Source organism: Lacrimispora sp. (genome assembly GCF_032078915.1).
Classification (GTDB): domain Bacteria; phylum Bacillota; class Clostridia; order Lachnospirales; family Lachnospiraceae; genus Lacrimispora.
On record NZ_DAMAUN010000001.1, the window covers coordinates 47,712 to 68,692 of the forward strand.

The window sequence follows — 20,981 nt, forward strand, 5'->3', positions numbered from 1 at the left end:
AATTTATCTCTTAAAATAACCAGAGATGTGGCGGACTTATTTAAATATAAATTTCAGGCTGCACGTTAATAATAAAGTGGTACCCATGAAACAAGTATAAACAAAGAGTTTCATGAGTACCACTTTACATAAAATTAATTTCTTATCAAATAATCAAAAGCACTTAAGGCCGCGCTGGCCCCGGATCCCATCGAGATCACAATCTGCTTATAAACACTGTCCGTGCAGTCTCCTGCTGCAAAAACTCCTGGCACACTGGTTGCATTACGGTTATCAACAATAATCTCACCGATGCGGTTGCGTTCAATGGTATCCCCCAGCCAGTCTGTATTGGCTATGAGACCGATCTGAACAAATACTCCTTGCAAGTCCATATGATGGACTGCTCCGGATTCACGTTCCATATAGGTGATGCCGTTTACCTTATCCGTGCCGGTAATTTCTTTCGTTTGTACATTCTTTAAGACTGTCACATTAGGCAGACTGTAAAGGCGCTTCTGTAGTATGGCATCTGCTTTCAGCTCAGGCATAAATTCAAACACCGTTACATGGCTGGCAATTCCCGCAAGGTCAATAGCGGCTTCTATGCCGGAATTACCGCCTCCGATTACTGCCACATGCTTTCCTTTATAAAGAGGACCGTCACAATGGGGACAATAAGCAACTCCCTTGTTCTTAAATTCTTCCTCTCCCGGTATCCCGACATTTCTCCAGCGGGCTCCTGTGGAAAGGATTACTGCCTTGCTTTTTAAGACAGCGCCGTTTTCCAGTTCCACCTCAATGAATTCTTTTCTTTCCAGGCGTCTGGCCCGCTGCGTACTCATAATATCCACATCATAATTACCAACATGCTGCTCCAGGATTTCTGCTAATCTGGGACCTTCGGTATATCCGACGCTGATCAGATTCTCAATTCCCAGCGTCTCTCTTACCTGACCGCCGAAGCGATCCGCGACAACCCCTGTGCGTATGCCTTTGCGCGCCGCGTAAATTGCTGCGCTGGCTCCCGCGGGACCTCCTCCGATTACAAGTATATCAAACGGCTCTTTCTTCTCAAACTCTGACATATCCGGCCCGCTGCCTAATTTTCCAAGAATCTCTTCCAGTGTCATTCGCCCGCTGCCAAAAACCTCACCATTTAGTAAAACCGTGGGCACCGCCATAATATTTTTACTCTCCGCCTCTTCCTTAAAGACGGCACCGTCAATCATCGTATGGGTAATGCCAGGATTTAAAATGCTCATTAAGTTAAGGGCCTGCACCACCTCCGGGCAATTGTGACAGCTTAAACTGATATAGGTTTCAAAATGGTATTCGCCTTTGATACGCTTCACCTGGTCAATTAGTTTACCGTCAACTTTGGGGGCTCTTCCGCTTACCTGTAAAAGAGCCAGTACAAGGGAAGTAAATTCATGGCCCAAAGGGATCCCTGCAAACGTGATCCCAAAGTCTTCTTCCATTCGGTTAATGGTAAAGCTGGGTGTTCTGGGCAGTTTTGCCTGTTCTGTCTTTATTCTCGGCGACAGCGCGGTCAGCTCATCCATCAGAGCCGTCATGTCGTTTGATATACTGTCAGATCCTGTGCTGATTTTAATCAGCACATCGTTTTCCAGAAGCTGGAGATACTCAGCCAGTTGTTTCTTTATTTCAGCATCCAGCATCATAATCTTTACTCCTTAAATTTTTCCTACCAGGTCAAGGCTTGGTTTCAGTGTGGCTCCGCCCTCTTTCCATTTTGCCGGGCAAACTTCACCAGGATTCTTTCTTACGTACTGGGCAGCCTTGATCTTATCAATAAGTATGTTTGCATCACGGCCAATGTTTCCGGCATTGATCTCTACTGACTGAATGATGCCGTCCGGGTCAACGATAAAGGTACCACGGTCAGCAAGTCCATCCGCTTCGATCAGTACATCAAAATTGCGGGAAATTGTGTGTGATGGATCTCCAATCATAACATAGGTCAATTTACGTATAGCCTCTGAATTGTCATGCCAGGCTTTGTGGGTAAAATGAGTATCCGTAGATACGGAATAAACTTCCGCTCCCAGATTTTTAAATGTCTCATAATTGTTCTGCAGATCTTCCAGTTCTGTCGGGCAAACAAATGTGAAATCCGCAGGATAAAAGCAGATGATGCTCCACTTGCCCTTAAAATCTTCCTCTGTGACCTCTACAAATTTTCCGTTGTGATAAGCCTGCGCTTTGAATGGTTTTACTTCTGTTCCGATTAATGACATAATGAATTACCTCCTATGATTTTATATTTTGATTTAATGTTAACTTATCAGGATTTTCCGCTGTTTCTATGGGCGGAAACTGTACTTTTTTCCGTGGAGGCCAGGCCCCCGCGAAAACAGCTGTATAGCTGCGTATTGGTTCTGACATATGGAAAGCAATATAAAAATAATTGCTTTATTTTATTGATAAATAATATCAGTAATAATTATTATTATCAACTATGTTTATAATATAATATTATTCCCTGATTGTCAAGAGGCATTTCCAAAAATATCAATTATTTTTTATTCTTTCATCAATACATAAGATATGTGTTTGTGAAACTTATAAGACCTTTCTTGCTTTCCGCTTAAGATCCGCTTGACGTTACATATTATGTAACGTTATAATATATGTAATGATGTCGCAGGAATAAGGAGAGAAAGAATTATGGACAAAATTACGTTATCTACAAAAAAGGAACTGGAAATCTACATGAATCCTGTAAGGCAGAAGCTTCTTAGATTATTGGAACGGTCCAAAATCCCTATGACACCCAAGCAGCTTTCAGAAAAACTGGAGATATCCCCTTCCAGTGTCCAGCATCATATTAAGAAACTAAGCTCGCTGGGAGTCATGGAATTGGATCATACAGAAATGATCAACGGAATTACTGCCAGATATTACAAACCCACCTATGTCAATGTCCAGATTGGACTGGATCATCCCGATGAGAACAATATGCAGAAGGAAGTTCTGGTTCAGGAGCAGATCGCCGGAACCTATGAGGGATTTCTGACTCAGAAAAGGAAGTATCTGGAACGGTGCAATTCCACCGATCCGGAAAGTACATGGAATTTAGGAGATATCTTGACCGGTGTCATACATCTTTCCGAGGGAGAAGGCAAAGAGCTTTTGATGATGATCACGGATTATTTAGACCGGCATGCCATTCCTTCTGCGGAAAAATCCCCCTGGGAATATGCGCTCATTCTATATAATGCAGAGGAGAATCCTCATGAGTAATGGAAAGCAGCTGACTATTTTTCTCAACTATGTATCCTTGGGAATCCTTCTGCCGGTGCTGAATTTAATTCTTTTAAACCGGGGAGCCGATCTAAAAACTCTGCCTCTTTTGATCGCTTCCTATTCTGCTGTGGTTCTTTGCTTTGAACTTCCCAGCGGGATCTGTGCAGATTTATACGGACGAAAGACTGTTTTCCTTATTTCCGGCGCATGCCAGATGCTGTCTCTGATCCTGCTTCTGTTTGCTGCTAACTGGATTTGGCTGCTGTTTTATATTCTTCTTAATGGGATCAGCAGAGCCTTTTCTACCGGAAGCCTGGATGCCCTCATCGTGGATCAGGCTCTGCAGGAAAAGGGAGAAGCTTGTCTTCCTGCAATAGCTGCCCGCCTTGGGATTCTGGAAGAGACCGGGCTTGCGGCCGGTTGTATCCTTGGGGGCTTTCTTTCCTGTATAGGAGATTCTTTCACCGGAAATATATTGACCCGCGGCGTATTTACAGCAGTTACCTTCATGCTCTGTCTGTTTTGCATCCGGGAGGATAAAATCTGCGGCCGCCGGGGAGAGAGGATCCCCCTCACGAAGCATATAAAGAGAGGCGTAAAAACAGTCCTGTCGAAACAGGACTTTCCTTTGATTCTGGCAGGCATGCTGTTTACCGGCTTTTTCCTTATCTCCATTGAAACCTACTGGCAGCCGGCTTATCTTAAGATCTCAAAACCTACGGAAGGAACCTGGGTTTTGGGCATTCTGTCCTTTGCCGGATTCTTACTGGCTGCGATGGGAAATTCCGTTTGCCAAAGGCTGCTGAAAAAATTTCCCGGCCGCCAATGGCGGATTTACAGCATCAGCCGTTTTTTCCTTGGCTGCGCCCTGCTTGTTCTGGCACTTCATAAAAATGTTTGGCTCTTTATCCTGGGATATGGCAGTATTTATCTCCTTCTCGGAACCGGAAGTGTAGCTGAAAACACCCTGATCAACCAATATACTCCGGGGTATCTCAGAGCAAGTGTTCTTTCTTTAGGTTCTTTTCTTCTGCAGGCTGGCTCCATGTGTGCGTCCCTTTTTTGCAGTCTGTTTGTAGACCGGATTGCCATATCCGGGTTATGGCTGACTGCAGGAGCATTATTGATTGGATATACCATTTTTATGACTTTGTTTCTTCTGGCAAAAAGGACCGGATCCGGTGAGAAAAAGCTGGAAAAGCAGGACTTTAAATCATATGATACTGAATCATCTTAAATGCTTCCTCCTGTTCCCAACAGCAGGCTTCCTTTTTTATCTGCAAAAGCATCCCGTCCCTGATTTTCCCTTTGGGAGATAATACCTGTCCGCCGCTTAGAATCAGTCCGTCCTCACACCATTTCTTGATCCTGCTTCTGGATACGGACAACTGCTGCATTAAAAAAATATCTGCCCTCAAATCAAATCCAGGCGGAATCCTTATCTCGATCTCCATGGCATGATCCTCCCCGCAGGATAATGCAGTATCAACGGCTGTCACATGATATTCTGCCTTTGAGGCAGCAGCTTCTGCCCTGTTTCTCCCAAATAAATCCCTGTCATTCCCGTATTTTGCCGCCAGATCAGGATCATTATTTAAAAATCCCTCATATTCTTCTTTCTCCAGTCGGCCGGCCTCCATTCTCTCCCATATCGCCATATTCCAGGAGGTCTTACATTGTCCGCACCGGTAAATCATCCAGACATCTATGAGGCGGCCATTGGCATTGACCCTGAATTTTCCGCTGTTTATAAATTCCGTCTTTTTCCCGCATTTCGGGCATCTTCTTATGATGGCTGGAAGCTGGTCCGGCGTGACGATCCATTGTTTTCGTAAATTTCGATTCATGTTCTTTCTCCATTTTTACAATTGTTTCTTTCAACAAATGTAACACGCCCTCGCTCTTTATCCCACCTCATACTCTCTTATGGAACAAAGAAAAGGCAGCGCACCATTTTCCTATGGATACGCCGCCTTATTTCAATTTCTTATTTTTCTTTTCCTGAAGTACGATCCTCTGGATGCTTTTCTCAGACAGATAATAGCGCTCCGCCAAAAGCTTCACGCATATGCCGGAAAGGTAGTCCTCATAGATGGATAAATCCCGGAGCTTTCTTTCCTCTCTGGCACCTGTCCTCTGGCCCCAGGTTCGTTTATTTTCCTGTTTTCTGGGGATATAAACATATTCCCCGTCTATATAATTCTGAATTAATTCCACCAGCTCTTCCGGTAAAATCTCATTCGCTTTCTGATAGCGCATCGCTGCCTCCCAAACATATTTTTACTGTCAGGAATAGCAAAGGCTATACAATTACTTATTTAGTTTAACTGCATAACCCGTGCTACGCAGCTTTTGAGGGTTCCATCATAAAAAAGCCCGCCTCCTTAAATAAACGCTTATCTTGCAACATAATTATAACCATTTTATCACATAAGTTGTCTTTGTAAACCTCATGTTTGATCCAGAAATGTGTTAGAGCATCAGATGGTCAGTTTTTTATGACGACCCCAAGATACTTTGCCAGCTCCGCCGCCTGGTATAAGTCCACCACAGCGCCCTTTATCTCCATGCAGTTATCAGACATCACCAACCCCTGTATGATGCTGTTTGTAAAATCCATTCCTTTCATCATGGTCTTAAAAAAACTGGCATTTTCCAGGTTTGCCCGGTTCCATTCAAGCGCCTTGCATCGGCACTGGGTCAGGGATCCGCCCCGGACCTGAGAATCGGTAAAGCGAATGTGTTCCAGTCTGGAAGAATCGAAATTGGCATAGTTGAAATTACAGTCTTTTATTACGGTATGGAGTATGGTATTCCCGCAGAATTTTGTTCCCATACCCTTTGATGAGGTAAATTCTGCCCGGTTAAAATAGCTGTCCTCAAAATTGCAGTTGGATATGTCGCAGGCCCGGAACGCCACATCAGTAAATTCTCCCTTTTCAAAGCTGCAGTCCTGAAATATGCAGTTTTCAAATATGACGGCGGAAAAACGCATGTGGGAAAGATCTTCCTCCGTTACATGAAGATTTCTTACGAGAACATCGCTTACCGCCTCCTCCTGGTCTTTTCTGCGGTACAATTCATCCACATCTTCCAGAACAAAATCCATCCACTCCGGAAGGATGGGGGTAAGAAGTTTCTGGCTCATATACCCGTTTCCTTTCATCTCTTTACTTATCCCGACGGCATATCCGGCTGTTATTCCTTTTCATGCACGGCCGCCCTTTTTACTTCAGCCTCTTTATCATTTGACGGCTGCAAACAAAATGATCTGTTCCTAATATTACCAGACTATCAAGAGACTTTCAAGTTCATGCGGATCAAAACAGCCCTGATACTTATATACTTGTAATAACTTAAGAAAAACAAAAAAAGCGCCGGCCCTGAAATTCTATCATCTCAAAGCCGCCGGCCGTTTCGTTACGGGTTAATAATTTCTGGTTTTTTAGAAAAGGATACAATCATGCTGTTTAAGATCATACCAAACACAATAAACGATATGCCGATAATTCCCAAGTCATCAGGCCGGGAATCTCCAAGAAGCCAAATGCCTCCTAACAAGGTAAATATGACCTCGCCCGACTGTGTGGATTCTATTACAGCAAGCTGCTTATGGTTCGACTTAACCAAATCGGTGGCTTTAAAAAACAACAACGTTGCGATCACTCCGGAAAAAACCGCAACACATAAGGATTGTACGGTCTGACTAACAGAAGGTACCCCGGCATTTACCAGTCCGAATACAGATAAAATGAACCAGAAGGGGAGGCTGCATAACGTCATACCGTAAGTTCGCTGGATTGTAGATAGCTGGTCCCCGCTTGCCTCCATAATTTTTCTATTTCCCAAAGGATAGGAGACAGCCCCTGCAAGGATGGGAAGCAGGGTCATAAGGGTTATCTTAATGTCCAGATCTGCAATATTATGTACCTGTAAAAGAAAAACTCCGATTAAAATAAATCCTGATATACATAGATTTTTTATGGGGATACGCTTATGGAATACAGGAGACAATAAGATCCCCATTACAATGGTTACCTGCCAGGATGCCGCAATCAACCAGGACTCTCCATAACCGGCTGCATAAGACATGGGTGCGTAAAAAAGTCCAAATCCGACGGTACTCCAGGTAAGCCAATTGAAAAGATTCTTTCTGATAACTTTATGGACTTGCCAAAACCCATGTTGTTTTCCCACAATCAGAGCAAGAATCGGAAAGGTAAACAGATAGCGGAGGCTTGCACTCCAAATCCAGCTTCCTCCGGACAGGTGCATGCTGCGGTTCAGCACAAATGTAAATGCAAAAAAGAAAGATCCGATAATACCAAATATAAGTGCTTTTTTCATATTTTTGTACTCCATTATGACCTTATCGGGTTCGCCGCCCATGTGTTTGGCAGATTCGTGAACATCCTCTGGCTCAAATTTAATATACATCATCTGCAAGTTCTGTACATGATTATAAATCATTCATACTGATCTCCATCTATCATGAAGAGTTTTTTCATCATAGCATACACCTCAAACAAAGTAAATACCAAAAAATCCATGCATTCAGGTTGAAGGTCTGACAGCGCTCTTCTTCCGGCCCATCCCGGGCAGAATAGAAGCCACTGCCATTGTCAGGGCCAAAGGACCCAGGGCATGGAAGCCATTTTCAAATTCTTCCCCAAGGCCCAAACGGTTCCCTGAGATTTTATCCAGACCGCCTGCAAACAGAAACAGGGCCATGAGAAGCACAATTCCTTTAGAAATGATCATGAACTATACCCCGACACTGACGCTCTCCGGCAATGTGCTTCCCCCATCAATGACCGTTTGAGTACCAGTCAGATAGCTGGATTCATCCGAGGCTAAGAATGCCGCCAGCTCTCCCACCTCAAAGGGAGCCGCCAGCCGTCTCATTGGAATAGCTTTTGCCATCTCGGTCAGCACAGACTCCGGATCAGTGGGATTCGACTGCCGTGCAATGCTCTCTGCCATAGGTGTCCGAACATATCCTGGACATATGGCATTGACACGGATGCCGGATCCGGCAAATTCTACAGCCAGGGATTTTGTGAACCCTACCAGGGCCGCCTTTGACAGTGCATACGCTGTTTCCCCTGGGTCAGCTACCATATCCCCTGTTACGGAGGACATGATGACGATCCGTCCATCCTTTCGCTCCACCATTTCCGGCAGCACGGTCCGGGTCACGTTCCAAACACCTTTAATGTTGATATCAATATGGAAATCCCGGTCTTCTTCGCTCATATCCAGGAAATTTCCCAGTCTGCATACTCCTGCATTATTCACCAGGATGTGGATATCTCCCATTTGACCCTTACCTTCTGCAACCGCAGCCTCAACTGCCTTTAGAACCCGGACATCCGCCCGTACCGCCGCACAGGAAGCACCCTCCGCCTTTAGCTCCTCTGCCAGCCTGTCTACATCACTTGAAATATCCAGAAGGATCAGCTTTGCACCATGTTTTGCAAACGCCTTTGCAATTCCTTCCCCAATGCCTCGTGAAGCACCTGTAATCAATGCAGTCTTACCTGTAAGTTTTCCCATTGTTTTCATTCCTCCTTGTGGATTGGATATTCGCAGTCCGCTACGCCACTTACTCATTTAAAAAGCTTTAGGCTGCTGCTAAACTATGATATATGCTCTGTATCGCAATCGTATTGCTTCCTATATACAATATAAGGCATATTCCGTTTATTTTGCAACAGCCTTTCTTCAGCTTTTAGTCAATCGTTGAAATATCAATATCGTGTCCTGTTGCAATTACTTCCTCGATGATCTTAATTGCATTGCTTAAGCCGATACCGAATCTGCAAGCTCCCCTCTTATACATTCTAAGAAGTGTGCCTAAATCCCTGACTCCGCCTGCAACCTTGATCTTTGCACGGTCGCCTACGGTTGCCTTAATCAGTTCTACGTGATGAAGGGTTGTAGGATTCTGGGAGAATCCGGTTCCTGTCTTGACATAATCTGCGCCGCCTTCGATACAAAGCTCACTGGCTTTTATGATTTCTTCATCCGTTAAGAGCATTGCTTCAATGATAACCTTTAAAGAGGTTCCCTTGGTAGCCTCGCGGACTGCCTTGATATCCTCAAGTACCAGATCATAAAGTCCTGCCTTCAGCCAGCCCACATTCATTACCATATCATTTTCCACCGGATCCAGCTTCATAAACTCATGAGCCAGGTATACTTTTGTTTCTGTGGTTTCCTGACCAGAAGGGAATGCAAGAGAAGTACCGAAAGCGGTGTTTGTTCCCTTTAACAGTTCCACCAGTTCAGGATAATAGCATGGCCAGCAGAAGCAAGAGCCAAAATCATACTTTTTACAGGCTTCTACCATTGCCTCCACATCTTTGATCGACGTATCCAATTTCAGTACACTTGGGTCCATCATGTAAGCAATATCCTTTGCTGTCAATACGTCTTTTCTTAATTCTTTCATTTTCTTTGCCTTTCTTTGTATGTAAATTTTTTAGATAAGCGGAATCATGGATCAGCCGGATTCTTTGGGAATGCCGGGATCCTATAAAACTGTAGACATCAGGTATGCAGCTCTGTCAGTTTCCCCATGGTCTTTCGAATGTCCACAAACCGCTGGGTGTAAGGTTTATTAAATGCCACACAGCCGACTGGCTGCTGACGTATCATCAGTTCCTCACAGTTCATGCACTGGGTACAGTACTTGATCTCATGTTCCCGGCCCTCCTTAAGCTTTAAAGGAGTCAGCGGGTCTGCAAAGGACTGGCGGCCAAGGCCTACCATATCCATCATACCGTCTTCAATGCATCTGGCTCCCATTGCAAAGAGGGAGGATTTCTCCGGCTCAATGGACAGCAGCTTGTTCTTTCCTCCCCGGAAGGATGAGAAATGGGAACCGATTACAACTGTTTCCGGTTTCAGGGCTTTCTTCATCAGATCTGCAAAATAAATGTGCAGATAAGAAAAGTAAGGATCATTGGTCGCTGCTTCCATAAAGCTCATGCTGCAGTGGACGTTGCCTAAGGATTCCACAAAATAGGAAGCTCCCATTTTCTCCAGCCCTTTAATTAAGCCGATGGGCTCTGTCATATCCATCAGCGGAGAGTCCGGGCCTGCGGAACCGAAGCCTCCGGGAAAACCCTCCCACATGGACATTTTGGAGCCTATCAGAAAGTTCTTATCAAAATTTACCGCTTTCTGGATCCGCTCCATGAGATCGTATGCAAAAGCGGAACGCCTTTCCCAGGTTCCGCCGTATTTCCAGTCCCTGTCATTATAGGGACGGATGATCTGGGAACCTAAGTATCCATGACACAGCTTCATGTCTACGCCGTCTGCGCCCACATTCTGACAGATCTTTGATGCCAGGGCAAACTGGTCCATGATATTTTCTACTTCTTCCTCTGTCAGGATGTCGCCGCCTAGCCCGTACATCGGTTTCACACAGACCCTTCTGGAAAACTCCGGCACGCTGATCTCTCCTGAATGGGTCAGCTGGAATACGATCAGGGCATCGGGATTTACTTCTTTCAGTCTGCGGATAAATTTTTCCAGGGCTTTTTCATTGCGGGGCATGATCTCCAGCTGGGTCTTTCTGGCGCGGCTTTCATTGGTAACCGTGATCGCCTCTAGATCCACCAGGCCAAACTGGCCTTTATACAGGTTTTCATACCGCTCATAGGTCAAGTCCGTCGGATTTCCCTCTGCATCAGAATCCACGCATTCCATGGGCTGTGCGAAGAACCGGTTTTTACACGCTCTGCTGCCGATCATGACCGGCTGAAATAATGTCTCTTTGTATCCCATAAGTCAACTCTCCTTTTTCCGTTTTTCGCCACTGGCAAGCTTCATAATATTTTCTTCCGTATAATCTTCATGAGTAATTTCCCCTGTCACAGTCCCCTCGTGCATTACGATCATGCGGTCTGATACTGCCATGATCTCCGGCATTTCAGAAGAAATCATGATGATACTGACTCCCGCATTGGCCAGCTGGTCCATCAGTAAGTAAATTTCATACTTTGCCCCTACATCAATTCCTCTGGTGGGTTCATCAAGGATCAATACCCTGCATTCCGATGCCAGCCATTTGGACAGCACCACCTTCTGCTGGTTTCCTCCGGAAAGGAATTTACAGACCTTATTGATATCCGGCGCTGCAATTTTTAACTCCTTCATATACTGGTTTGCAAGCTTTACTTCTTCTTTCCCGCTTACAAAGCCTTTGGTGGAAACCCGCTTGGGAGAAGCAATGGCGATATTGTCCTTAATTGTCTGGTTTAAGAAAAGCCCCTGGGCTTTCCTGTCCTCCGTGGCAAATCCCACGCCAAGTTCCACCGCCTGATAAGGGTGGGTCATATGCACCGGCTGTCCGAAAAGCTTCATTTCTCCGGAGCAGATTTTATCCGCTCCGAATATGGCCCGCATCACCTCCGTTCTTCCAGCACCAACCAGACCGGAAAATCCCAGGATCTCTCCTTTGTGGAGCCGGAAGGATACATTTTGGAACCGTTCCCCGCATAAATTGCTGGTCTCAAGCACCACTTCCTCTGAATGTACCCGGCGTCTGGGGGGAAAGGTATCTTTTAGGTCCCGGCCAATCATCTTTCCAATGAGCCAGTCCTTATTCACAGCCGCAATATTTGCGCAGTCCACATAGGCCCCGTCCCGAAGAACCGTGATCCGGTCACAGATTTCAAACAGCTCCTCCAGCCTGTGAGATATGTAAATCACTGTGATTCCATCCTGCTTAAGCTTTCTCACGATCTGAAACAGCACATCAATTTCTTTCTGGGTCAGACTGTCCGTAGGCTCATCCATAATAATGATTTTTGCATGATAGGATACTGCTTTTGCGATGTCGATCATCTGCTGCTGTGCAACGCTTAAGCAGCGGACCGGAGTGTGATAATCCGGGATGGTCCCGGCACTCACATAGTCCAGCCATTTTTTCGCAAACTCTTCTTCCTCTTTTTTCTTTATAAAATGGTTCTTATGAATCTCATGACCCAGCATCAGATTCTCAACCGCATTCAAATCAGGGACAAGGCTTAACTCCTGGTAGATGATGGCAATCCCCTTATCAATGGCATCCTGTGGGTTATGAAAATGCATTTCTTCTCCAAAAATGCGCACTGTCCCACAATCTGCCTGGTAAACCCCGGAAAGAACCTTCATAAGGGTGGATTTTCCTGCACCATTTTCTCCGATGAGAGCGTGTATCTCTCCTTCCTTTACCTTTAAGTCCACATGATTTAAAGCGGTCACTTTGGAAAATGTCTTAGTCACGTCAAGCATTTCCAATGCGTATTCGCTCATATGCTCACCTCTGTTTTCTCATAGCAGTCCTGCATTATTTATTTTTCTTCTGAATCAGTACCGCCACCAGTATAATCAGACCTTTAATCACGATTTGAAGGTAAGGATTCACGCCCAAAAGATTCAGTATGTTGTTCATTACCGCCATAATCAGCACGCCTGCCAGGGTACAGATTAAGGACCCCCGCCCTCCTGCCATGGAGGTTCCTCCGATGACCACCGCCGCAATGGCATCCATATCATAGCCGGTACTGCCGTTTGGCTCTCCTACCCGGACTCTGGCTGCCAGCATGACGCCGGCGATGGATGCAGTCAGGCCACATAGGCCATATGCCATAATTTTATGAAATTTCACCTTTACCCCAGAGAGCCTGGCTGCCTCCGAATTGCTGCCTATGGCATAGATATGGCGCCCGAATACCGTCTTGTGAAGCAGCACCATGAAAATCACCATAAGGGCAGCATACAGTACCACAGCAAAGGGGAGGATGCCTCCCAGGGACTTGGAACCAAAGTTGGACCAGAACTGGGAAACCGAGCCTCCCGGTGCTCCGTTGGTATATATGTAATTGAGTCCCCGCAGCACCTGCCCCGTGCCAAGGGTGATGATGAAAGCCTCCACCCCCCTGCACACAATGATACTGCCGTTAATCAGGCCAAAGATAAAGCCGAATAACATCACCAGAAGCACCGGTCCTAAATAGATGCCGGTACCGCCGGCCTGCACATAGGGCTCTGACATTCTTGCCATCACACAGGCTGCAATCGCCATAATACTGGTGACGGACAAGTCAATTCCTCCTATGAGCAGTACCATTGTCATTCCGATGCTGACCACGCCCACAATGGATGCCTGCCGTAGGATGTTTGTAATATTTTTAAATGTGGGAAAAATGGGTGAAATCATGCTGGCAATCAGCAGCAGGATGATCAGCGCAAGATAGGGGCCGCTGATGGGATTGTTTAATATTTTTTTCACCATTCCCGAAGCACTTTTTTGTTTCATGACTGAAATGTCCCCCTTATCGGTTTACTGATACAGCACAACCCGCTCTTTGGCCTCTGGGCTTACCAGAACCTTGACCAATTTCGGATTTCTGCGAATTTCATTGACAGCGTCCTCCAGTTCCTCAAGGGGAACAATCATGGAGATCAGAGGGGCAGGATCCACCCGGTCATATTTGAGAAGGGTCAGGACGTCGCCCCAGTCGTAACCGATGCCCGCGCAGCTTCCGCTGACCTTTTTCTCCTCCAGCACGAACTTCACCGGAGGAAGGCTGGCGTAATCATCATCTGCACAGATTCCGAAAGCCTCTACCTTTCCGCCTTTTCTCACCATCTGAAATGCCTGTTCATAGGTCTTTGAACTGCCTACGGCTTCCAGAACAAAATCAGCACCTATGCCGTTTGTCAGCTTCATGACCTCTTGAATCACGTCAGGGGTCTCCTTAAAGTTGATCACATAGTCCGCCACCATGTCCTTAGCCATGGCAAGCCTGTCCTCATTACCGTCTATGATGATCACCGGCGCAGCCCCTCTAAGCTTTGCAAGACAGGCATGGAGGATTCCAAGCCCGGCACCGATGACTACCACGCTTCTTCCCATGACGCAGTCCATTTTCCTGGAAGCATTGATACAGGCGGTCAAAGGCTCCACAAAGGCCGCTTTCTCATCGGATACTTCCTCCGGCACCACATATACATTTTTCCAAGGTACCTTTACATACTCTGCAAACCCGCCGTTTACATGGATCCCGATCTGCTTGAATTCCGTACATAGGAGCGGCTCTCCGATGCGGCAATGATAGCAGGTTCCGCAGGGCTTGCAGATATCGCAGGTAACACGGTCTCCGATCTTCAATCCCAGTGCATTGGCTCCCAGTTCTTCAATCGTTCCATAGAACTCGTGGCCAGTAATTAACGGCAGGCAAGCTACCTCGTCCGCATATTTCCCCGTATAGGAACCCCAGTCTGAACCGCAGATTCCGCAATATTTGATCTTAATCAGGACCTCATCTTCGGAAATCTCCGGTACCGGAACTTCTGAAAGTTCATAGTGATACGGCTGGGTCAGCACTTGTGCTCTCATTTTTCTCATATATGTTCTCCTTCGCTCTGTAAATGTCTGATTTTATTTAGTAAACAGCGCATCACTGCGTCCTTCATAGGGTGCGTCGATCATCAGGGGACGCAGGAATTCTATGGTCTTTTTCACTCCGTCTGCCCTGCTCATGATCACATCTTCATGCTCGTAATTGAATACGCCGTCATATCCGGTGAGAAACAGCTCGCTGATCATACGCTTCCAATCCACGTCACCCCAGCCGGGAATCCGGAAACGGAAGGAGCGGTCCAAACGGCCCCAGCCATCCTGCATATACATATTTAACCCGCCCTTTGCCAGGTTGTGATGGACGATTTCACAATCCTTGGCATGAACCAGCGCGATCCTTCCCCTCAGCTCATCCACAAAGGTCTGGATGTTCACACCGGAAAATAAGATATTTGCCGGATCTAAATTAATGGCAAAGGCCGGATGGTGATCCACCACCTCCAAAAGCCTTAATGCGGACTGGGTATCATACACCACATTGTTGGGATGAGGTTCAAATGCCACCTTTACGCCGTATTCCTTGTATTTATCAAGCACCCTGCCCCATTTTAATGCAAACTGCTCTTCTTCGTATTTCCAGCCGTTTGGCTCCGGCCAATCGTTGATATGTCCGTAATTTTCCATGCCGGAAAAGGCAACTACAGCAGGTACAGAAAGCTCTGCTGCAAGCTGTGCGCTGCGGATCATGCTTTCCGTTCCAAAGAGTATCTTCTCCTCCCTGGTTCCCTTGCCGGAGGATACGGTCCCATCACTGTAAGGTCCCATGATCAAAGGGGAATCCGCATGGTTGCTTAAGGAGGCGATGGTCAGGCCATGGCTTTCCACCATCTTTTTGACTTCCCCTGCCTTCTTGTTTTTTAGGATATCCTCCACATCAACCTGTCCGTTGCCCACATAGGTGGGCAGTTCCACGCAGTCGTATCCATGGTCTGCCGCAAGCTTTACCACCTCTTCCAGTGGCTTTTCCGAGTAGTTTACTACGCAAAATCCGATTTTCATCTATGTATCCCTCCTGGTCATCCTGACTGTTTTTGCTGCTCAGCTCTTACTGTGGCTGCCCCTTCATGATCAATAGGTCCAGTCATAATCATCCCCATCCGGAATCAGGTACTGGCCCATATTGTCTTTTGTTACAACAATGGAGTCCATCATGACGTCCTTCTCCTTTGGCCCCTGGCCATCGATGCAGTCAATGGCTGCATGAAGGGCGTCCACGCTTGCCGCACAGGGGAACTGGGTCAGGCCCACGCAGCTGCCATCCTTGATCATCTTCACCACGCCGTTGATACCATCCGCATTTGTAAAGACAATGCCTTCTTTATCCCTTCCTGCCTCCCGGATGGCATCCACTGCCCCCAGAGTTACGCCGCCATCCTGTGAAATAAATCCGTCAATTTCTCCTGGACCGAACTTCGCCAGACAGTCCTCCATAAAGCTCTTACCCTTGCTGACCTCAAAATCCGTATACTGTCTCGCGATGATCTTGATGTTAGGATATTTGGAAAATACGGAGTCCTGCCCTTCTTTTTGGAAGTTATCCGTACTGGAGCCTGCCATGGTATCTAAAGCTATGATGTTCCCCTTTGGCTCGCCGTAGCGCTCTGTTAAGGCTTCCACCAGCATCCTGGCACATTCCGCACCGTTTTGTTTGTCGGAATATCCTACAAAATGGGTGTAATCCTCTGTGGTGCAGGTGCGGTCAAAAATGATGACCGGAATTCCCGTCTCAAATGCCGCCTCAATGCCGGGATTTGCTGCATCTTCCACACATGGAGTAATCAAAATGGCATCCAGGTTCTGCTGGAGCATGGCTTCAATGTTGCTGTTCTGGGTGTTGGCGTCATCGTGGGCATCTGTTTCCACCAGCTCCACTCCCAGCCTGTTGCATTCCTCCACCAGCATGTCCCTCATCTTTACACGCCAGCTATTGGATATGGATGCGTTGGCAAATCCGATCCTGTATTTCTTTCCGGCTTCCGTCTCTGCTTTTGCTCCTGCTTCTTTCGTTGCTTCCCCAGCGGTCACACCCGTTCCTTCCGGACTCTCTGCCGGCGCCTTATTTGCCGCCTGGCAGCCGCTTAAGGAAACTGCCATTGTCAATGCCATGAATACTGCTAATGCTTTCCTCATAATAACCCTCTCTTTCTTAAATACCTCCAATAATCTTGTAATAACGCCCCGGTGCTTTCGTACTGCTCTGCATAAATTCTGATGCAGACATGATAAATATTTAACAAAAACGATGCTGATTTGGCCAAACAGTGGAAAGAAATGCGCTTTTTCTCTCCCGTTTTCGTCATTATAACATACGATTTTTCGTTTTTCAACTATTTTCTTTCGTTTTCTTGCTTTAATTTTTTATTATTTTTGTTTTTCTTTTTCTTTTTTTGTTGATATTTTTCGTTTTATATGCTATCTTAATAATGAAAACAATGATCATCGGGAGGAGGCATAAATGTTTAAAGCAGAAAGAATACAGCGGATCAAAGAAATTATATTTGAACGCAAACAGATAGACGTAGCCACTCTCAGCTCTCTTTTAAATGTAACAGAGGTAACAATTCGAAACGATTTAGAGCAGCTGGAAAAAAGCGGCTTTTTGACCCGCAATCACGGAGGCGCTACGTTAAATGCCTCCGCATTTCCGGAGGAACAGCTTCATACGGATCGGATGGACAGCTTAAATATTCCTTACGATAAGGAAAAGGAAGAGCTGGGACTGGTGGCTTCCCAACTGGTCCGGGAACGGGAATGGATTTTCCTGGGCCCCGGCACCACCAGCTACTATATTGCAAAGGCCCTGTCCAAACGGCAGAATTTAAATATAATGACCAACAATTTTTATGTTGCCAATGTTTTCGGAAGCAATGCTTCTGTGCAGCTTCTGTTTCTGGGCGGGCGGATGCAGAATTCCGGAATGTATACCATACCGGAGGATTTGAACCGGGAGCTGGAGCATATTTATTTAAGCAAGTTTTTCTTTTCCGTGGATGGAGCCAGTATGGAAGGAGGCTATACTCTTACGGATATGAATGTGGTGGATATCATAAGGGCAGTGTCAGACCGCTGCCATGAGGCAATCATCTGCCTGGACAGCAAGAAGTTTGAACAGCGTTCTTTCATCCGTCTAGGGGATTTGACCAGCATTTCCACCATAGTCACCAACAATAAGATTCCCCAGGATTACCATCAGTACTACATGGAACACGGAATACGGGCATACACCTCCTATAATTTAAAACCTTTAAGCTAAAATAATTTCATGAGGAACGTTTATGGAAAAGTTTGTAATTCGTATGGAAAATGTCTGTTCAAAGCAATTTCCGGAAAGCCATATCAACTTCCAGGCAGCTTCCGGAGATATCACCGCGATTGTGGGAAGCAACGGCGAGGGGAAAACCACTCTTACCAGGATTCTTGCGGGCATCGTTCCCAGATTGGGCGGGGAAATCCTGATAGACGGCAGGAAGCTGGATATCCACAGCATCACAAGCGCCCAAAGAAACGGGATCTACATGCTTTTAGAATCCCTTCAGCTTTTTCCAGGCAAAAGCATTATGGACAACCTGCTGCTGGGTATCGAAGAGCTTATTTTCCATAAGCGTTTGTTTTATCCGGCAAAAGAAAAAAAGGAAGCTGTCTGCCGCTCCATCCTTAAGGAGCTGGGGCTGGACTTAGAATTAAACCAGCCTGTAGACCGCTTATCCCAGGGGGAGAAATGCCTGCTTCAGATCGGCAGGGTTCTTTTATGCCGCCCAAAAATTCTGATTATGGACGAATTCTCTGCTTCCCTGACCAACCACGAAACCAGAAGGGTCATGAATCTTCTGACAGAATTAAAAAAGAAAAATATCTGTGTCATACTTATTTCCCACGAATACCCGGCCGTGATCCGGCACTGTGACTGCGTCTCCGTTATGGAACAGGGACAGATCACGGAGTCCTATTCCAGAAAGGAACTTGGAGACGAGGCATTTGTAAAACGGGTGCTGTCATTTAAAAAGGGCTTTTCCTATCCAAAGCTGCCCCATACGCCGGGAAAGCTGCTGCTTGCCGCAGACCATATTTCAAGCGGAAATCTCCATGACATTTCCTTTTCCCTGCAGGAAGGGGAAATTCTTGGAATCGCAGGGATCGTAGGCTCCGGCCGCACGACCTTGATCCAGGCCATTTCCAAAGAACGGGAAATCACCTCAGGCCATATGTATTATGCGCCTGTGCTGGAACGCTCCGGGGCCATCAGCTTCCTCCCGGGGGATTGCGGAAGTCAGACCCTGTTTACGGGAAAGGATTTAAGCTTCAACATCACAGCCTCCAATGTCCGGAAGGCTGCGCGTTTTCATATGGTTTCCGGCCAGAAGCTGGATTTATATGCCCGGGATTTCATGGACCGTCTGAATATACGGAAAGTCTCCTGCCGCGTTCCTGTGGAGCAACTAAGCCGGGGAGAACTGCAGAAGGTGCTCATCGCCCGCTCCCTCCACCAGGAGGCCCGGCTTTATATTTTTGATGAGCCTTCCAGCTACTTAGATTTAATGTCAAGAAGCGAGCTTTATAATATTTACAATGCCCTATTGTCCCGGAATGCTTCCATCATACTGATTTCCTCGGATTTCTCAGAGCTTATCGGCATGTGTGACCGGATACTGCTGTTAAAGGCAGGGGAACAGGTGGGGCTTTATCCTGCCGATACCATAACCAGCGATTTTCTATATTCCATTTTGTAATGGAGCGGTCACTTTCATTTCTACATAACAGGAGAATGTATAATTGTATGAAAAAATTAATTGCTTATGATTTGGGTACCGGAGGCATCAAAGCCTCACTGTTCTCTGAAAACGGGACATCTCTGGCAGATGTATTTATCCAGTATGACACCTTATTTTCCAATGAGCGTTTTGTGGAACAGCGCCCAATGGATTGGTGGAACCATGTCTGTCAGGCAACAAGGCAGCTTCTGGACAAGTCAAAATCTGATGCAGCGGATATCGCCTGTGTCGCCCTGTCCGGCCACAGTCTGGTGGCAGTGCCTCTTGACAGGAATGGAACTCTGCTGGCAGACCAGGTGCCCATCTGGTGCGACATGCGGGCGGAGAAGGAAGCCGGGGAATTATTTAAGGATCTGGACTATAACCAGTGGTATCTCACGACCGGAAATGGTGATCCGGCGGAATGCTACACAGTTACCAAATTGATGTGGCTGAAAAAGCACCAGCCAGAACTGTACTCCAGGATTTACAAAATTCTGGGATCTAAGGACTTTATCAACTACATGCTGACCGGAACCATGTGTACGGATCCCTCCTATGCGTCGGGATTTGGCGTATTCAATCTTACTGCTTGGGATTATGAACCCGGATTTATGAAGGCCGCAGGTATCAGTCCGGAGATATTTCCGGAAATCCGGCCAAGCGATTCCATCATCGGGAGGGTCACGCAGGCTGCGGCAGAAATGACCGGACTGGCAGAGGGAACCCCGGTTTCCTGCGGGGCAGTGGATAACACCTGCATGGCCCTTGGCGCCAGGGGATTGGCGGAAGGAGTGGCGTATACGTCCCTGGGTTCTTCCAGCTGGATTGCCGTTACCTCTTCCAAACCAGTTGTGGATCCAGTAACCAGACCCTTTGTATTTGCCCATGCAAAGAAAGGATTTTATACTTCCGCGGTATCCATTTTCTCCGCCGGAAACTCTTTCCGCTGGATCCGGGATAATCTTTGCCGGGATTTTACAGATGATACGGATACATATGATGCCATGAACCGGATGGCAGAACGTGTCCCTGCCGGAAGCAATGGGGTGCTGTTTAATCCCTCCCTGGCAGGCGGAAGCGCCCAGGAGCCAGCCTCCGGCCTTCGGGGCGGATTTATGGGATTGGCCCTTCACAATACCCGGGAGGACCTGGTGCGGGCCTCCATGGAGGGCATTGCCATGGCCCTGCGCTGTACCCTTGATATCCTGCTGACACAGACCTCCATCAACGGAGAAATGCTGATCTGCGGGGGCGGAAGCAAAAGCGCGGTATGGCGGCAGATTTTTGCGGATGTTTATAATCTTCCCGTTTTAAAAACCAACATTGACCAGAATGCCGCTTCTCTGGGTGCTGCTGCACTGGCTGCTAATGGGTGCGGGCTATGGGAAGGATATGACCGCATTACGGAAATCCATCAGACGGAAGATATCCTGCTTCCGGATAAGGAAGCGAATGCATTGTATGAAAGGCGTTTGGTTGTTTATCGGAAATGGACGGAGAATTTGGCAGAATTGAGTGAGATGTAAGCTGGCGCCTTGTCTCCATGGAGGCGATCGTAA

The 20,981-nt window shown here is 46.7% G+C and carries 20 protein-coding genes; 5 read left to right on the forward strand and 15 right to left on the reverse strand.

What is annotated here, in order from left to right; genetic code table 11:
* Positions 1–134 precede the first annotated feature (134 nt).
* On the reverse strand, positions 135–1,664 hold the full coding sequence (gene ahpF / locus RT269_RS00255; protein WP_313180004.1) for an alkyl hydroperoxide reductase subunit F: 1,530 nt from the start codon (positions 1,662–1,664) through the stop codon (positions 135–137).
* Positions 1,665–1,676: 12 nt separating this feature from the next.
* Positions 1,677–2,240, reverse strand: a complete 564-nt coding sequence (ahpC, locus tag RT269_RS00260) for an alkyl hydroperoxide reductase subunit C (protein ID WP_313180005.1) — start codon at positions 2,238–2,240, stop codon at positions 1,677–1,679.
* 430 nt (positions 2,241–2,670) lie between these two features.
* Between ahpC and RT269_RS00265 the strand changes: the two genes are divergently transcribed.
* Positions 2,671–3,246, forward strand: a complete 576-nt coding sequence (locus tag RT269_RS00265; protein ID WP_313180006.1) for an ArsR/SmtB family transcription factor — start codon at positions 2,671–2,673, stop codon at positions 3,244–3,246.
* Entirely contained in the window at positions 3,239–4,486 is a 1,248-nt protein-coding gene (locus RT269_RS00270; protein ID WP_313180007.1) for an MFS transporter, read from the forward strand. Before RT269_RS00265 ends, RT269_RS00270 begins: the two co-directional genes overlap by 8 nt.
* On the opposite strand, the gene RT269_RS00275 is transcribed toward RT269_RS00270, so the two are convergent.
* From RT269_RS00275 to RT269_RS00335, 13 genes are all read right to left on the reverse strand, one after another.
* Positions 4,458–5,096: a DUF1062 domain-containing protein gene (locus RT269_RS00275; protein ID WP_313180008.1), complete on the reverse strand. Its 639-nt coding sequence runs from the start codon at positions 5,094–5,096 to the stop codon at positions 4,458–4,460. The two genes, RT269_RS00270 and RT269_RS00275, sit on opposite strands and share 29 nt — an antisense overlap.
* Before the next feature lie 127 nt (positions 5,097–5,223).
* On the reverse strand, positions 5,224–5,508 hold the full coding sequence (locus RT269_RS00280; protein WP_313180009.1) for a CD3324 family protein: 285 nt from the start codon (positions 5,506–5,508) through the stop codon (positions 5,224–5,226).
* Between the two features lie 229 nt (positions 5,509–5,737).
* Positions 5,738–6,397, reverse strand: a complete 660-nt coding sequence (locus RT269_RS00285; RefSeq protein ID WP_313180010.1) for a pentapeptide repeat-containing protein — start codon at positions 6,395–6,397, stop codon at positions 5,738–5,740.
* Positions 6,398–6,669: 272 nt separating this feature from the next.
* Positions 6,670–7,719 (reverse strand): DMT family transporter, encoded by a 1,050-nt coding sequence (locus tag RT269_RS00290; RefSeq protein ID WP_331663770.1) that lies wholly within the window; start codon positions 7,717–7,719, stop codon positions 6,670–6,672.
* 84 nt (positions 7,720–7,803) lie between these two features.
* A complete protein-coding gene (gene eutH / locus RT269_RS00295; protein ID WP_313180011.1) occupies positions 7,804–8,010 on the reverse strand; it encodes an ethanolamine utilization protein EutH in 207 nt (68 codons plus the stop codon).
* Positions 8,011–8,013: 3 nt separating this feature from the next.
* The gene (gene ucpA, locus RT269_RS00300) at positions 8,014–8,805 is read right to left on the reverse strand and encodes an SDR family oxidoreductase UcpA (protein ID WP_313180012.1); all 792 of its coding nucleotides are present in this window, start codon (positions 8,803–8,805) and stop codon (positions 8,014–8,016) included.
* A 175-nt stretch (positions 8,806–8,980) separates the two neighbouring features.
* Positions 8,981–9,703 carry a deoxyribose-phosphate aldolase gene (gene deoC, locus RT269_RS00305; protein ID WP_313180013.1) on the reverse strand — a complete coding sequence of 241 codons (723 nt, stop codon included), beginning with the start codon at positions 9,701–9,703 and terminating at the stop codon, positions 8,981–8,983.
* 98 nt (positions 9,704–9,801) lie between these two features.
* Positions 9,802–11,046: an oxidoreductase gene (locus RT269_RS00310; protein ID WP_313180014.1), complete on the reverse strand. Its 1,245-nt coding sequence runs from the start codon at positions 11,044–11,046 to the stop codon at positions 9,802–9,804.
* A 3-nt stretch (positions 11,047–11,049) separates the two neighbouring features.
* On the reverse strand, positions 11,050–12,558 hold the full coding sequence (locus RT269_RS00315; RefSeq protein WP_313180015.1) for a sugar ABC transporter ATP-binding protein: 1,509 nt from the start codon (positions 12,556–12,558) through the stop codon (positions 11,050–11,052).
* 34 nt (positions 12,559–12,592) lie between these two features.
* Entirely contained in the window at positions 12,593–13,564 is a 972-nt protein-coding gene (locus tag RT269_RS00320; RefSeq protein ID WP_313180016.1) for an ABC transporter permease, read from the reverse strand.
* A 24-nt stretch (positions 13,565–13,588) separates the two neighbouring features.
* A complete protein-coding gene (locus tag RT269_RS00325; RefSeq protein WP_313180017.1) occupies positions 13,589–14,656 on the reverse strand; it encodes a zinc-dependent alcohol dehydrogenase in 1,068 nt (355 codons plus the stop codon).
* Between the two features lie 33 nt (positions 14,657–14,689).
* The gene (locus tag RT269_RS00330) at positions 14,690–15,670 is read right to left on the reverse strand and encodes a sugar phosphate isomerase/epimerase family protein (RefSeq protein ID WP_313180018.1); all 981 of its coding nucleotides are present in this window, start codon (positions 15,668–15,670) and stop codon (positions 14,690–14,692) included.
* 69 nt (positions 15,671–15,739) lie between these two features.
* Positions 15,740–16,801, reverse strand: coding sequence for a substrate-binding domain-containing protein (locus RT269_RS00335; RefSeq protein ID WP_313180019.1), 1,062 nt, complete (start codon positions 16,799–16,801; stop codon positions 15,740–15,742).
* A 325-nt stretch (positions 16,802–17,126) separates the two neighbouring features.
* Here RT269_RS00335 and RT269_RS00340 point away from each other — a divergent pair, with 325 nt between their 5' ends.
* From RT269_RS00340 to RT269_RS00350, 3 genes are read left to right on the forward strand one after another with little or no spacing between them, the layout of a single operon-like run.
* The gene (locus tag RT269_RS00340; protein WP_313180020.1) at positions 17,127–17,924 is read left to right on the forward strand and encodes a DeoR/GlpR family DNA-binding transcription regulator; all 798 of its coding nucleotides are present in this window, start codon (positions 17,127–17,129) and stop codon (positions 17,922–17,924) included.
* 22 nt (positions 17,925–17,946) lie between these two features.
* A complete protein-coding gene (locus RT269_RS00345; protein WP_313180021.1) occupies positions 17,947–19,398 on the forward strand; it encodes an ATP-binding cassette domain-containing protein in 1,452 nt (483 codons plus the stop codon).
* Positions 19,399–19,445: 47 nt separating this feature from the next.
* Entirely contained in the window at positions 19,446–20,948 is a 1,503-nt protein-coding gene (locus RT269_RS00350) for a xylulokinase (RefSeq protein WP_313180022.1), read from the forward strand.
* Positions 20,949–20,981 lie beyond the last annotated feature (33 nt).